This is a genomic window from Pseudomonas sp. UF-293 (assembly GCF_058245595.1).
This window is the reverse complement of the sequence record NZ_JBSICA010000006.1, coordinates 85,199-100,218: the sequence shown is the minus strand read 5'-3', so window position 1 is coordinate 100,218 and position 15,020 is coordinate 85,199. Positions and strand designations below refer to the sequence as shown.

General features: G+C 59.9%; 13 protein-coding genes. 11 read left to right on the top strand and 2 right to left on the bottom strand.

What is annotated here, in order from left to right:
- Nucleotides 1-5: 5 nt before the first annotated feature.
- Nucleotides 6-1,967 carry a choline transporter BetT gene (gene betT / locus AC4IHP_RS09380; protein WP_490831602.1) on the bottom strand — a complete coding sequence of 654 codons (1,962 nt, stop codon included), beginning with the start codon at nucleotides 1,965-1,967 and terminating at the stop codon, nucleotides 6-8.
- Nucleotides 1,968-2,389: 422 nt separating this feature from the next.
- Complete coding sequence (gene epsC, locus AC4IHP_RS09375; protein ID WP_024011175.1) at nucleotides 2,390-3,316, bottom strand: serine O-acetyltransferase EpsC; 927 nt, start codon at nucleotides 3,314-3,316, stop codon at nucleotides 2,390-2,392.
- Nucleotides 3,317-3,506: 190 nt separating this feature from the next.
- On the opposite strand from epsC, the gene AC4IHP_RS09370 reads away from it, so the two are divergent.
- From AC4IHP_RS09370 to AC4IHP_RS09320, 11 genes are all read left to right on the top strand, one after another.
- Nucleotides 3,507-4,499 (top strand): D-cysteine desulfhydrase, encoded by a 993-nt coding sequence (locus tag AC4IHP_RS09370; protein ID WP_490831550.1) that lies wholly within the window; start codon nucleotides 3,507-3,509, stop codon nucleotides 4,497-4,499.
- Between the two features lie 283 nt (nucleotides 4,500-4,782).
- Entirely contained in the window at nucleotides 4,783-5,583 is an 801-nt protein-coding gene (gene tcyJ / locus AC4IHP_RS09365) for a cystine ABC transporter substrate-binding protein (protein ID WP_016772199.1), read from the top strand.
- A complete protein-coding gene (gene tcyL / locus AC4IHP_RS09360; protein ID WP_016772200.1) occupies nucleotides 5,583-6,248 on the top strand; it encodes a cystine ABC transporter permease in 666 nt (221 codons plus the stop codon). Before tcyJ ends, tcyL begins: the two co-directional genes overlap by 1 nt.
- A gap of 4 nt (nucleotides 6,249-6,252) precedes the next feature.
- A complete protein-coding gene (tcyN, locus tag AC4IHP_RS09355; RefSeq protein ID WP_460122863.1) occupies nucleotides 6,253-7,002 on the top strand; it encodes an L-cystine ABC transporter ATP-binding protein TcyN in 750 nt (249 codons plus the stop codon).
- A gap of 457 nt (nucleotides 7,003-7,459) precedes the next feature.
- Nucleotides 7,460-8,224: a hypothetical protein gene (locus AC4IHP_RS09350; protein WP_490831549.1), complete on the top strand. Its 765-nt coding sequence runs from the start codon at nucleotides 7,460-7,462 to the stop codon at nucleotides 8,222-8,224.
- Nucleotides 8,225-8,488: 264 nt separating this feature from the next.
- On the top strand, nucleotides 8,489-9,730 hold the full coding sequence (locus AC4IHP_RS09345; RefSeq protein WP_460122857.1) for an SfnB family sulfur acquisition oxidoreductase: 1,242 nt from the start codon (nucleotides 8,489-8,491) through the stop codon (nucleotides 9,728-9,730).
- 27 nt (nucleotides 9,731-9,757) lie between these two features.
- Nucleotides 9,758-10,951, top strand: coding sequence for an SfnB family sulfur acquisition oxidoreductase (locus AC4IHP_RS09340; protein ID WP_490831548.1), 1,194 nt, complete (start codon nucleotides 9,758-9,760; stop codon nucleotides 10,949-10,951).
- On the top strand, nucleotides 10,951-12,342 hold the full coding sequence (locus tag AC4IHP_RS09335; RefSeq protein WP_490831547.1) for an LLM class flavin-dependent oxidoreductase: 1,392 nt from the start codon (nucleotides 10,951-10,953) through the stop codon (nucleotides 12,340-12,342). Before AC4IHP_RS09340 ends, AC4IHP_RS09335 begins: the two co-directional genes overlap by 1 nt.
- An 84-nt stretch (nucleotides 12,343-12,426) precedes the next feature.
- Nucleotides 12,427-13,236 carry a MetQ/NlpA family ABC transporter substrate-binding protein gene (locus AC4IHP_RS09330; RefSeq protein ID WP_490831546.1) on the top strand — a complete coding sequence of 270 codons (810 nt, stop codon included), beginning with the start codon at nucleotides 12,427-12,429 and terminating at the stop codon, nucleotides 13,234-13,236.
- Nucleotides 13,237-13,238: 2 nt separating this feature from the next.
- Nucleotides 13,239-14,360, top strand: a complete 1,122-nt coding sequence (locus AC4IHP_RS09325; RefSeq protein WP_490831545.1) for a methionine ABC transporter ATP-binding protein — start codon at nucleotides 13,239-13,241, stop codon at nucleotides 14,358-14,360.
- On the top strand, nucleotides 14,350-14,994 hold the full coding sequence (locus tag AC4IHP_RS09320) for a methionine ABC transporter permease (RefSeq protein WP_039756400.1): 645 nt from the start codon (nucleotides 14,350-14,352) through the stop codon (nucleotides 14,992-14,994). The genes AC4IHP_RS09325 and AC4IHP_RS09320 overlap by 11 nt, the downstream gene beginning before the upstream one ends.
- Nucleotides 14,995-15,020: the final 26 nt, after the last annotated feature.

Genomic DNA, 15,020 nt, shown 5'->3' with positions numbered 1-15,020 from the left:
GTCGATCAACGCACCAGATGCAGAAACTGCATGTGCCGTTCGTACTGGTCGAGGATGTCGTTGATGATCTGCTCTTTGGTGTAGCCGACCAGATCGTAGTCCTGACTGCCCTCGCTCAAATGCACTTCGGCGCGGTAGTAGCGGCGATTGTTGAGTTGCTTGGAGCCCATGCCGCCGCGCGCGAACGATGGCGTGAAGTAGCCGCGCATCTGTACCTGATAGATGAACGGATGCTGCTCGCCATGACCGATTTCCAGGCTGACGTTGTCATGCGCCGGATCTGGCTGGGTGACCACGTGCAGGCCTTTTTCGACGAACACGGCGGTCACTTCCTCGATCGCCGGACGCACCGTGCTTTCCATGAAGCGGTACACCTCGTCGCGGGACGGGAAGTGCACGGCCTGACTCAGGCGCTGGCGCCAACCGCCGGTGCCACGCCTTGAACCGGAGACCGGCGCCAACGAATGCAACTGCGCGATCTGCTTTTGCGACTCCAGATAGAACGCCTTGTGCAGCCCCCACATCATCAGCAAGAGAATCAACGAGAACGGCAACGAGGTCAGCACCACCGCCGACTTCAGCGCATCGATGCTGCCGGAGAAGAGCAGCGCACTGGTGACCAGCGCGGTCATCGCGCCCCAGAACACCCGCAGCCATTTCGGCCCGTCTTCATCCGGGTTGCCGCCCTTGGCCGACAGGGTCGAGAGTACGACGGTGCCGGAGTCGGCGGAAGTGACGAAGAACACGAAGCTGATGAACACCGTCACAGCGATAACAGTCTTGCTCCACGGGTAGGTTTCGAGCAGCAGGTAGATACTCATCGACGGATTGTCGATGGCCGACATGCCCAACGCGCTCATGCCGTGATTGAGCACCTGGTCCAAGGCGCTGTTGCCGAAGATCGACATCCACGCCAGGGTGAAACCGAGCGGAATCAACAGCACGCCGAAGACGAATTCACGGATGGTGCGACCACGGGAGATGCGCGCGATGAACAGGCCCACGAACGGCGACCAGGCGATCCACCAGGCCCAGTAGAACACGGTCCAGCCACCCAGCCAGTCGCTCGGTTTATCGTAGGCGTAGAGGTCGAAACTCTTCATCGGCAGAGCACCGAGGTAGTCGCCGACGTTCTGGATCAGGGTGTTGAGCAGGTGTTGCGTCGGTCCGGCGAACAGCACGAACAGCAGCAGCCCGCAGGCCAACAGCATGTTGATATCCGACATCACCCGTACGCCTTTATCGACGCCGGAGACCGCAACGATGATCGCAGCCCCCATCATCAGCGTGATCAGGCCGACCTGGATCCACTGGGTGTGGGCGATGCCGAAAAGATAATCCAGGCCCGAGTTGAGGTGCAGCACACCGAAGCCCATGTCCGCACCGAGGCCGAACACCGTGGCGATAATGCCGAAGCCGTCCACCGCGTAGCCGATCGGGCCGTTGATGCGTTTGCCGATCAGCGGATACAACGCCGAGCGCAGGGCCAGCGGCAGGTTGTGTCGATAGGCGAAATAGGCCAGCGCCATGCCGACAAAGGCGAACACGCCCCATCCATGCAGGCCCCAGTGCAGAAACAGAACCTGCATCGCCTGACGCGCCGCATCGGCGGTACCAGCCTCGCCCTGCGGCGGCTGCAGCATGTGCGTCAGCGGTTCGGAAACGCAGAAGAAGAACAGCGTGATGCTGATCCCGGCGGCGAACAGCATGCCGGCCCAGGACAGGTAACTGAATTCGGGCTCGTCGTGGTCGGCACCGAGTTTTATCTTGCCGTAGCCGGATAAGGCGGTGACCACCACGAAGACCAGATACAGGGTCATCGCGAGCATGTAGTACCAGCCGACCGTATTGGCCGCCCAGTTTTGCGCTTCCAGCAACCAGGCACCGGCCTGCTCCGGCATGGCAATGACAACGAGACCAAACAGCAGAATGACCGTCGCGGCGAAATAGAACACCGGCGGATTCATGCGCACCAGACCGCTGGCGGGGGTAGACGATGCACTCATGGAACGTGCACCTCGAGGGGTTGAAACGTGGCTGAAATGATCGGACTCAGCAAAGGCTAGCCTCCTGTTGTGAGCGGGCAGCGAACCACCGGTTTAACTTGAATGAACGTTCAAGTTAAACATGAATGCGGTGGTAAGGACTAATCGCAGGGCTGGGCGGTAGGTTTCCTACAGCGCCCGAGGAGGTGTATGACGCGGGATTGAAGGCATTCGTTCAAAAGTGCAATACCCTCATGGCTCACTCCTGTAGGAGCTGCCGAAGGCTCGGGCCGCGTTCGGACGATCTTTTGATCTTGATGTTTAAAAAGCAAAGATCAAAAGATCGCAGCCTCGTTTCACTCGTCAGCTCCTACAGGTCGGCGATGTTGAAGTCTCGACCAGACTTACTTCTGCGTCCCGTCATCATGCTGCAGATTCGCCTGGGTCAGATTCGCCCCCGCCGGCACACTGCGCGTCAGCCACACGTTGCCGCCAATGGTCGAACCCTTGCCGATGGTGATCCGTCCGAGAATCGTCGCCCCGGCATAGATCACTACGTCATCCTCAACGATGGGATGACGCGGATGCCCCTTCTGCAACTGGCCGTCCTCATCCGCCGGGAAACGCTTGGCCCCCAGGGTCACTGCCTGATAAATCCGCACCCGCTCACCAATGATCGCGGTTTCGCCAATCACTACACCGGTGCCGTGATCGATGAAGAAGCTGCGGCCGATCTGCGCGCCGGGGTGGATATCGATGCCCGTCGCCGAATGCGCGATTTCCGCGCTGATCCGCGCCAGCAGCGGCAGCCCGGCACGGTATAAATGGTGCGCCAGGCGATGGTGAATCACCGCGAGAATGCCCGGATAGCAGAGCAGCACTTCATCGACGCTGCGTGCCGCCGGGTCGCCGTGATAGGCCGCCAGCACATCGGTGTCGAGCAGCGTGCGCAGCCCCGGCAAGGCCAAAGCGAAATCCTGCACGATCTGGATGGCGCGGGTCTCGACTTCACTGTCGTCCTGCGCGCTGTGGCGAGCGACGTAACGCAGCTCCAGGCGTGTCTGCGCCAGCAATGCATTGAGCGCTACATCAAGCGTGTGGCCGACGTAGAAATCTTCACTTTCTTCACGCAGATCGACCGGCCCGAGGCGCATCGGGAACAGCGCGCCACACAGCGCCTCGAGGATTTCCGCCATCGCCGCTCGCGATGGCAATTCGCGCCCGCCCTGCTCCCCTGAAGCCCGACCATTCTGTGCACGCCACTGATCCCGCGCGCTGCGCAGCTGGCTGACGATGGTCTGCAATTGCCAATGGCTGGAACGCTCGCTCACGGTAAAGACTCCTAACGGGCGGCCGGACTGTCTGGCCGCGTCAACGGCGCCTACTTTACGGCATGCCTTTGCCGACGAATTAAGAACCGATAGTGCTGGCGTCAGTTCATTTGGCTATAAGCGATTGGCGGTTGCCCGAGCAAAAGCGCGTGCCTATAGTCCTTTCATTCTTCTGCGCCAGTACGGACTCATGATCAAACAACAGCTGCAACGCTTTTCCCGTCTCGAACTGCTGAGCCATCCCACGCCGCTGGAAAAACTCGAACGCTTGTCCGCCTGGCTTGGTCGCGAGGTGTACATCAAGCGCGATGACCTGACGCCGCTGGCGATGGGCGGCAACAAGCTGCGCAAACTCGAATACCTCGCCGCCGACGCGCTCGCGCAAGGCGCTGACACGCTGATCACGGCAGGGGCGTTGCAATCGAACCACGTGCGCCAGACCGCCGCGCTGGCCGCGAAACTCGGCCTGGGCTGTGTGGCGCTGCTGGAAAATCCGCTGGGCACTGATGACGGCAATTACACCGGCAACGGCAACCGCTTGCTGCTGGATCTGTTCGACACCAGGGTCGAGCTGGTCGATAACCTCGACAATGCCGACGAACAACTGGCCGCCCTCGCCGTGCGCCTGCGCAGCAACGGCAAAAAACCGTATCTGGTGCCGATTGGCGGCTCCAACGCGCTCGGTGCCTTAGGCTACGTGCGCGCCGGGCTGGAGCTGGCTGAGCAGATCAAGGACAGCGGCCTCGATTTCGCCGCTGTGGTGCTGGCGTCGGGCAGTGCCGGGACTCACAGTGGTTTGGGGCTGGCACTGAGTGAGGCGCTGCCGCAACTGCCGGTGATCGGCGTGACCGTTTCGCGCAGTGACGAAGATCAGCGGCCGAAGGTTCAGGGTTTGGCCGAGCGCACCGCTGAGCTGCTGGGTGTCGAGTTGCCGACCAGCTTCAAGGTCGAGCTGTGGGACGAATATTTCGGCCCGCGTTATGGCGAGCCGAATGCCGGCACGCTGGCGGCGGTGAAACTGTTGGCGGGTCAGGAAGGTCTGTTGCTTGACCCGGTCTATACCGGCAAGGCCATGGCCGGTCTGCTCGACGGGATTGGCCGGCAGCGCTTCGATGACGGTCCGATCATCTTCCTGCACACCGGTGGCGCGCCGGCGTTGTTTGCCTACAAGGATTTTCTATAAGAGCAGATCCAAGAGATCGCAGCTTCGGCAGCTCCAACATGAGATCACCTGTAGGAGCTGCCGAAGGCTGCGATCTTTTAAGAATTCGCTGATATTCCTTAAATGAATAAAAGATTCCATATTAGGTATTTTCAAGTCTAAAAAAGACATCTTATAGTCTCGCCGCAGGCGAATTTCGGGCGAGACGCTTACGCTGCTTTAAGGCAGGATAGCGCTGTCGTTCAAATCACCAATTTGCCTACATTCCTTAAGCGTCTTCCATAAGAAAACACAGGGGCTTGTCATGAATTTTTCCGCACTACGTCGCACTCTGCTGGTCGGTTCGCTGGGTCTTGCGCTGAGCGCCGGCCTGATCGGTCAGGCAGTGGCCGGTGAGCAGCTGCAACAGATCAAGGACAAAGGCGTTCTCAACGTCGGCCTGGAAGGCACTTACCCACCGTTCAGCTACGTCGACGAGAACGGCAAGCTGTCGGGTTTTGAAGTCGAGCTGTCCGAAGCGCTGGCGCAGAAGCTCGGCGTCAAGGCAAAGATCCAGCCAACAAAGTGGGACGGTATCCTCGCAGCCCTGGAATCCAAGCGTCTGGACCTGGTGGTCAATCAAGTGACCATCTCCGACGAGCGCAAGAAGAAGTATGACTTCTCCGAACCCTATACCGTCTCCGGCATCCAGGCCCTCGTGCTGAAAAGCAAAGAGTCGGCCCTGAATATCAAGACTGCCGCTGACCTGTCCGGCAAGAAAGTCGGTGTCGGCCTGGGCACCAACTACGAGCAGTGGGTTCGCGCCAACGTGCCGGGTGCTGACGTGCGCACCTACGATGATGATCCGACCAAGTTTGCCGACCTCAACAATGGTCGTACCGATGCCATCCTGATCGACCGTCTGGCTGCCCTCGAATACGCCAAGAAAGCCCCGAAAACCGTGGCCGCCGGTGAGGCCTTCTCGCGTCAGGAATCCGGTATCGCCCTGCGCAAAGGCGAGCCTGAACTGCTGGCTGCGGTGAACAAGGCGCTCGACGAACTGCGTGCCGACGGCACTCTTGAGAAACTGTCGAAGAAATACTTCAACGCAGACGTCACCAAATAATGGAAGAGGCTTTCCAACTCGCGCTGGATTCCGCGCCCTTTCTGTTGAAGGGCGCGTACTACACGGTAGTCCTCAGCCTCGGCGGGATGTTTTTCGGTCTGCTGCTGGGCTTCGGCCTCGCGCTGATGCGCCTGTCGCGCTTCAAATCGGTCAGTTGGCTGGCACGCATCTACGTGTCGTTCTTTCGCGGCACGCCGTTGCTGGTGCAGCTGTTCGTGATCTATTACGGCTTGCCGCAACTGGGCATGGAGCTTGATCCGCTACCGGCAGCACTGATCGGCTTTTCGCTGAACATGGCCGCCTACGCCTGTGAAATCCTCCGTGCCGCGATCGGTTCGATCGAGCGCGGTCAGTGGGAGGCTGCTGCGAGTATCGGCATGACCCGCGCGCAGACCCTGCGCCGGGCGATCCTGCCGCAAGCGATGCGCACGGCATTGCCGCCGCTGGGCAACAGCTTCATTTCGCTGGTCAAGGACACCGCCCTCGCTGCGACCATTCAGGTACCGGAGCTGTTCCGTCAGGCGCAGCTGATTACCGCCCGGACTTTCGAAGTCTTCACCATGTATCTTGCCGCCGCACTGATCTACTGGATTCTGGCCACGGTGCTTTCGCACTTGCAGAACAAGTTGGAAGAGCGGGTCAATCGGCACGACCAGGAGTCCTGACGCGATGATTGTCGTGGAAAAACTGACCAAGCAATTCAAGAGTCAGGTCGTGCTCAACGGCATCGACCTTGAGGTAAAGGAAGGCGAAGTCGTCGCGATCATCGGCCCCAGCGGCTCGGGGAAAACGACGTTCCTGCGCTGCCTGAATTTCCTTGAAGAACCCACCAGCGGCCGGATCAAGGTCGGCGATATCGAAATCGATACCAGCCGCCCGCTGAACCAGCAGCAGAGTCTGGTGCGCAACCTGCGCCAGCACGTCGGCTTCGTGTTCCAGAACTTCAACCTGTTCCCCCATCGCACCGCCTTGGAAAACGTCATCGAAGGCCCGATCGTGGTCAAGAAGATGCCGCGCGAACAAGCGATTGCCCTGGGCAAAAAGCTGCTGACCAAAGTGGGGCTTGCCGGCAAGGAGGACGCGTATCCACGTCGTCTCTCCGGTGGTCAGCAACAGCGCGTGGCGATCGCCCGGGCGCTGGCGATGGAGCCGGAAGTGATTCTGTTCGACGAACCGACCTCCGCTCTCGACCCGGAACTGGTCGGCGAAGTGCTGGCGACCATTCGCGGTCTTGCCGAAGAAAATCGCACCATGGTGATTGTCACCCACGAAATGGGTTTTGCCCGTGACGTGGCCAATCGCGTGGTGTTTTTCGACAAGGGCGTAATTGTCGAACAGGGTGAAGCCAAGGCACTGTTTGCCAATCCGAAAGAAGAACGCACCCAACAGTTTCTCAGCAAGTTTCTGAATCACGCCTGAGAACGATTTCCGCAATCCCCGCCAACTTCCACGGACGGAAGTTGCGTCTTCGCGGCAGTTAAATCTTTCAATTATTTATTACTCAAGTGTGAAGATAAACATTGCGCAATGGTTGCTCTCATTCTGGAATCGTCACATCCGCATACCTCTGCCCGCGCACAAACACGCAAAAAACGCAGCGAAATCGGCGTTTTTCTGTAGCCGAACTTACTACATAACTTAGTCTTAATGCCTCAACGACGTAGGAAGTTTCTGATTAACTTGTAATTCATGGATTAACTAACCTCTTCTATTGACACTCCTCTCCGCAGACTTTTATCTAGTCGACAACCGGCGCCACTTAGTTCAAAAAAACTAACTAATACTGAGCAAATACTCGTCGCTTCTATTGCCAGTTGATTCGCGCCTTTGTTTTCCAGAAACGGATTTCGCTGCAAGACTTCAAGGAGAGAAACCGATGACCCGCACTTCGCACACCCCCGAACTTGCAGCGCCAACGCTGGCATGCGCACAAAGAACCGGCGTCAACCTGGCGACAGCCGCTCACCTGCTGGTCGATGTGCCGCCCTACCTTGGCATGGACGATGGTGACCTGATCGAGCTGTTCTGGAACAAGTGTTATGTCGCTTCAAAAGTCCTCGGCGCCACCGATGTCGGCGAGTCCGTCAGCCTGCGGGTGCCGGAGAGTTTCATCACCAATGGCACCGCGCGTATTCACTACCGCGTGATGCAGGTCGGCCAAGGTCCGGCGTTATCGGCAGCCACCCGAGTGCAGGTCAAACTCGATTGCCCAGGTGGCCAGCCCACCGGGCAGTGCGAAGACGAAAATCAGCAACTGGCACCGGTGATCATCCCTGAAACGATTCGCCGTCAGGGTGTAAATCCCAACCAGATCAAACGCGGCGTGCCGCTGACTATCGAGCCCTACCTGAACATGGCCGAAGACGACGCCATCACCCTGCGCTGGGGTGATGTGCGCATGGATCTGGCGCCAGTCACGGCAGCGGATGTCGGCCTGCCGATTCAGGTCTGGATACCACCGGCAGTCATCGTCGAAGCAGGCGAGGATCTGCGGCTGGACGTGACGTATTGCATCCTCGACCGGGTCGGCAATAACTCGCGCTGGGCACCGCCGCGCACGTTGAAAATCGGTTGCGTGAATCCGTATGTGAAAGTCCCCTCGAAGCCCGAATTCAAGGCCGCCGAATCACGTACCCAGTGAGCCGTGCTCAGGGGTGAGAGGGTGCGCTCCCTCTCACCTGCAAGGCGCCGCCCAACGCGAACATCCCCCTTCTATGCATATTCCTAAAAGTTAGTTTATTTAATTTTTATACACGCTTAGGGTATATGCACCGGACCACCGGACATTCTTTCAATCGTCGCACTTCGCGGCGTTTTTCATGAAATGTGAGGTAGGTATGGTCCGGAACACAATCACCCCAGTGCAGATCGCCAGGGCATTGCGTGCAGCCAGGGAGCGGCACTGATGTCCAGTCTTGCAGATGCAAACGTGCAGTCCGACCTGGACATCGCCCCGCTGTTGTTGCCCGCGCAAGTCTTGCGCAACGATGCTCAAGCCATCAAGGCCGCTCAGGATCTGGCGCAAGTCGCCCGGGTGCAGGCGGCCAAACGCGACCGCCAACGCAAGCTGCCATGGTCGGAAATCGAACAGTTCACCCGCAGCGGCCTCGGCAGCATTGCCATCCCGCGTGAGTACGGTGGCCCGCAGGTTTCCTTCGTCACGCTGGCTGAAGTCTTTGCGATCATTTCCGCCGCCGACCCGGCGCTCGGGCAGATTCCGCAGAACCAGTTCGGCATCATCAATCTTGTGCTCGGCAGCGCCACCGAAGCGCAGAAAAAGCAGTTGTTCCAGAGTGTTCTGGAAGGCTGGCGCATCGGTAACGCCGGCCCGGAACGCGGCACCAAAAACACCCTGGAACTGAAGGCGCGAATCAGCGCCGACGGCGCCGATTTCGTGATCAACGGCGAGAAGTTCTACTCCACCGGCGCGCTGTTTGCGCATTGGGTCGCGGTGAAAGCGCTCAATGATGATGGCAGGCAAGTACTGGCCTTCGTCCGTCGTGGGACGCCGGGTCTGCGCATCGTCGATGACTGGTCGGGCTTCGGCCAGCGCACCACCGCCAGCGGCACGATCCTGCTGAACAACGTGCGCGTCGAGTCGAGCCTGGTCATCGACAACTGGAAGATCAACGATAAGCCGAACACCCAGGGCGCAGTGTCGCAGCTGATACAGGCGGCGATCGACGCTGGCATCGCCCGTGGTGCTATCGACGACGCCATCGACTTCGTCAAAACCCGCGCGCGGCCATGGATCGACGCCAAGGTCGAGCGCGCCAGCGATGACCTCTACGTGATCGCCGATATCGGCAAACTGAAAATCGAACTGCACGCCGCCGAAGCGCTGCTGCGCAAGGCCGGCCAAGTACTCGATGAAGTCCACGCCGCGCCGCTGACTGCCGAATCCGCCGCACGCGCTTCGATCGCCGTGGCCGAAGCGAAAGTGCTGACCACCGAGGTTTCGCTGCTGGCCAGCGAAAAGCTCTTCGAACTCGCCGGCAGCCGCGCGACCCTCGCCGAATTCAATCTCGACCGCCACTGGCGCAACGCCCGCGTGCACACCCTGCACGACCCGGTGCGCTGGAAATATCACGCGGTCGGCGCCTATCGCCTGAACGGCACTTTGCCGGCTCGCCATTCCTGGATCTGAGACGACCAGTCATCTGGAGAACCCCCTATGACGCTTTCCCATCACGTCGCGCTCATCACCAGCGATGAGCAAGCCCTGATCGTCGCCAGCGACCTGGCCGAAGATTTCAAACGCGACAGCGCCCTGCGCGACCGCGAACGCCGCCTGCCATTGGCCGAGCTCGAAGTGTTTTCCCGCTCCGGCCTGTGGGGCATCAGCGTGCCAAAAAAATACGGCGGCGCGGGCGTATCCAACGTCACCCTGGCCAAAGTCATCGCGCTCATCGCTCAGGCCGACGGTTCACTCGGGCAGATTCCGCAGAACCATTTCTACGCACTGGAAGTGCTGCGTGTGAATGGCAGCGACGAACAGAAACAGCGCCTGTACGCCGAGGTCCTCGCCGGCCAGCGCTTCGGCAATGCGCTGGCGGAACTGGGCACCAGAACCGCTCATGACCGCGTCACCAGTCTCAAACGCGACGGCGCTGGCTATCGCATCAACGGGCGCAAGTTTTACTCGACCGGGGCGATTTACGCGCAGCGCATTCCGACGTCAGTGGTCGATGAAAACGGCGTGCAGCAACTGGCCTTCGTCCCGCGTGAGAGCAAAGGCCTGGCGGTGATCGACGACTGGAGCGGCTTCGGCCAGCGCACCACCGGCAGCGGCTCGGTGGTGTTCGAAGATGTGCATGTAGCGGCCGAAGATGTGCTGCAGTTCCAGAGCGCTTTCGAACGCCCGACCACGGTCGGCCCGCTGGCGCAGATTCTCCACGCCGCCATCGACACCGGCATCGCCCGCGCCGCTTACGAAGATGCCTTGCATTTCGTGCGCAGCAAGACCCGCCCGTGGATCGATTCCGGCAACGACAAGGCCACCGAAGATCCGCTGACGCTGAAGAGCTTCGGCCATTTGAGCATCCGGCTGCACGCCACCGAAGCCTTGCTGGAACGTGCCGGCGAAATCCTCGATGCCGCGCAAGCGGAAACCAACGCCGAAACCGTCGCCGCCGCCTCGATTGCAGTTGCCGAAGCGCGGGCGATCAGTACGGAAATTTCCCTCGCCGCCGGCAGCACCTTGTTCGAACTGGCCGGCAGCCAGGCGACGCTGAGTGAACACGGCCTCGACCGCCACTGGCGCAACGCTCGCGTGCACACCCTGCACGACCCGGTGCGCTGGAAGTATCACGCAGTAGGCAATTATTACCTCAACGATGAGAACCCTCCGCTGCGAGGGACGATCTGATGACTGCTGCGAAAAAGAAGATTTTGCTCAACGCGTTCAACATGAACTGCATCGGCCATATCAATCACGGCCTGTGGACGCATCCGCGCGACACCTCGACCCGCTACAACACGATCGAGTACTGGACCGAACTGGCGCAGTTACTTGAACGCGGTCTGTTCGATGGCTTGTTCATCGCTGATATCGTCGGCGTCTACGACGTCTACCAGAACTCGGTGGACGTCACGCTGAAAGAGTCGATCCAGTTGCCGGTCAACGATCCGCTGCTGCTGGTTTCAGCGATGGCCGCCGTCACCAAGAACCTCGGCTTCGGCCTCACCGCCAATCTCACTTACGAGCCGCCGTATCTGTTTGCCCGACGCATGTCGACGCTCGATCATCTGAGTCGCGGCCGCGTTGGCTGGAACATCGTCACCGGTTATCTGGACAGCGCCGCCAAAGCCATGGGCCTGCGCGAACAGGTCGAACATGACCGGCGCTACGACCAGGCCGAAGAATATCTGCAGGTGTTGTACAAGCTTTGGGAAGGCAGCTGGGAGAACGGCGCGGTGCTCAACGACCGCGAGGAGCGTATCTACGCCAACCCGGAAAAAGTGCACAAGGTCGAGCACAAGGGCGAGTTCTATCAGGTCGAGGGTTATCACCTCTGCGAGCCGTCCCCGCAGCGCACGCCGGTATTGTTCCAGGCCGGCAGCTCCGATCGCGGCTTGCTGTTTGCCGGGCGTCACGCCGAGTGCGTATTCATCAGCGGCCAGAACAAGCCGTCGACCAAATTGCAGGTCGACAAGGTCCGCGCCAGTGCCGTCGAATCCGGGCGCAATCCTCAAGACATCAAAGTGTTCATGGGCCTCAATGTAATCGTCGGCGCCACCGAAGAAGCGGCGTGGGCCAAGCATGCCGAGTACCTGAGTTACGCCAGCGCCGAGGCCGGCGTGGCGCATTTTTCCGCCTCCACCGGCATCGACTTTGCCCAATACGAAATCGATGAGCCGATCCAGTACGTGAAGAGCAACGCCATTCAATCGGCGACGAAAAACCTGCAGAACAACGACTGGACCCGGCGCAAATTGCTCGACCAGCACGCCCTCGGTGGCCGCTACATCACGGTGATCGGTTCGCCTGAAAAAGTCGCAGATGAGCTGGAATCGTGGATCGCCGAAACCGGTCTGGACGGCTTCAACCTCACGCGCATCGTCACCCCGGAAAGCTATGTCGATTTCATCGAACTGGTGATTCCCGAGTTGCAGCGGCGCGGCTCGTACAAGACCGCGTATGACAGCGGCACCTTGCGCGAGAAGTTGTTTCACGGTGAGGCGCAGCTGCCTGAACAACACAGCGGATCTTCGTACAGGCATCAGAAGCTTCGCGAGCAGGCTCGCTCCCACATTTGAAATGTATACCCCTGTGGGAGCGAGCCTGCTCGCGAAGAGGCCCTCCCCGACAGCAAAATTCATGCACTGACTGGAAAAACCACCATGACCAAAAAAATCCTGACCCACCCAGTCAAAGCACTGGCCCTGGCCTTCGGCCTGTTCAGCCCGGCGGTATTCGCTGCCGATGCGCCGCTGAAAATCGGCACCACCGCCGCCTTCGCCATTCCCCTGGAAGCCGCCGTCGAGGAAGCCTCCAAACAAGGCCTGAAAGTCGAGCTGGTGGAGTTCACCGACTGGATCGCCCCCAACGTCAGCCTCGCTGCTGGCGACATCGATGTGAATTACTTCCAGCACATTCCGTTTCTGGAAAATGCCAAGGCCGCGTCCGGTTTCGATCTGGTGCCGTTCGCACCGGGGATCATCAACAACGTCGGCCTGTATTCGAAGAAATACAAAAGCTTCGATGAGCTGCCGGAAGGCGCCAGCGTGGCCATCGCCAATGACCCGATCAACAGCGGACGTGGTTTGCAATTGCTCGCCAAGGCCGGGTTGATCACCCTGAAACCGGGCGTCGGCTACAAGGCCACCGAGGACGACATCGTCGCCAATCCGAAGAAGATCAGGATCCTTCAGGTCGAAGCCGTGCAACTGGTGCGCGCGTATGACGACGCCGATCTGGTCCAGGGTTATCCAGCCTATATCCGCTTGGCGAAGACCTTCGATGCCGGCTCGGCGCTGCTGTTCGACGGTCTCGATCACAAGGAATACGTTATCCAGTTCGTCATCCAGCCGAAGAGCAAAGCCGACCCGCGCCTGATCAAGTTCGTCGACATCTATCAGCATTCGCCAGCCGTCCGCGCGGCGCTGGACAAGGCCCACGGCAAGCTCTATCAGGCCGGTTGGGAAAGCTGAACATGACTGCCGCGATCCAACGGCGACTGGAGCTTCCAGAGCCACACAATGCTGAAAAAACCGAGCTGCACCCCGAGTTGAATCGCGCCCACGTACGCTTTATCGGCGTGGGCAAAACCTACAACGGCCGACAAGGTCCGGTCGCCGCCTTGCAGGGCATCGACCTGGCGATTCAGCGCGGCGAAGTGTTCGGCATCATCGGCCGCAGCGGCGCTGGCAAGTCGTCGCTGATCCGCACGATCAATCGCCTGGAGCAGCCAACGTCGGGGCGGGTGCTGATCGATCAGGTCAATATCGGCGAGTTCGATGAAGACCGCCTCGTCGCTCTGCGCCGGCGTATCGGCATGATCTTCCAGCACTTCAATCTGATGTCGGCCAAGACCGTCTGGCAGAACGTCGAGTTGCCACTGAAAGTCGCCGGTGTGCCGAAGGAGCAGCGCGACAACAAGGTCCGCGAACTGCTCGAACTGGTCGGCCTGCAGAGCAAGCACAAGGCCTACCCGGCGCAACTCTCCGGCGGGCAGAAACAGCGTGTCGGCATTGCCCGCGCGCTGGTGCATGACCCGGACATTCTGCTCTGCGATGAAGCGACATCGGCGCTGGATCCGGAGACCACGCAGTCGATCCTCGGCCTGTTGCGCGAGATCAACAAACGCCTCGGCCTGACCATTGTGCTGATCACTCACGAAATGGCAGTGATCCGCGAGATCTGCGATCGCGTCGTCGTGCTTGAGCATGGCCATGTGGTCGAGCAAGGGCCGGTGTGGCAAGTGTTCGGCAATCCGCAACACGAGGTCAGCCAGACCTTGCTCGCGCCGCTGCAACACGCCTTGCCGGAAGAATTGCAAAGCCGTTTGCAGGCGGCATCCACGGCGTCTGATGCAGCGGTGGTGTTGCGTTTGCAGTTCACCGGCAGTGCCGCTGATGAGCCAGATCTGGCCGCGTTGTTTGCGGCGTTGGGTGGCCAAGTGAAGCTGCTTCAGGGCGGCGTGGAAAGGATTCAGGGTCACGCGCTGGGGCAGCTGTTGCTGGCCGTCAGCGGCTCGGCGTACAGCGCCGAACAATTGCGCGAACGCGCCGGGCAATGGGCGCAACGAGTGGAGGTATTGGGCTATGTGGTTTGATCGCTTGCTGCAGGGTTTTATCGACACTTTCCTGATGGTCGGCGTGTCGTCGCTGATCGCGCTGCTGGTGGGCATTCCCATGGCGGTCATTCTGGTCACCAGCGACAAGGGCGGGATCTATGAGGCACCGCTGTTGAACCGTGCGCTGGGCGCCTTCGTCAATCTGTTCCGCTCGATTCCGTTCCTGATCCTGATGGTCGCGCTGATTCCGTTCACCCGCCTGATCGTCGGCACTACCTATGGCGTGTGGGCCGCTGTGGTGCCGCTGACAATCGCGGCAACGCCGTTCTTCGCGCGGATCGCCGAAGTCAGTTTGCGCGAGGTCGATCATGGCCTGATCGAAGCCGCGCAGGCCATGGGTTGCCGGCGTTGGCATATCGTCTGGCATGTGCTGCTGCCCGAGGCGCTGCCGGGGATTGTCGGAGGGTTCACCATCACCCTGGTGACAATGATCAATTCGTCGGCCATGGCTGGGGCAATTGGCGCTGGTGGGCTGGGGGATATCGCTTATCGGTACGGCTATCAGCGCTTCGATAGCCAGATCATGTTGACGGTGATTGTCTTGCTGGTGGCGCTGGTAGCGGTGATTCAGTTGGGTGGGGATCGGTTGGCGCGGGGGCTCAACAAACGCTGAGTACAGGGTTAGTTTCCTTCACCGAT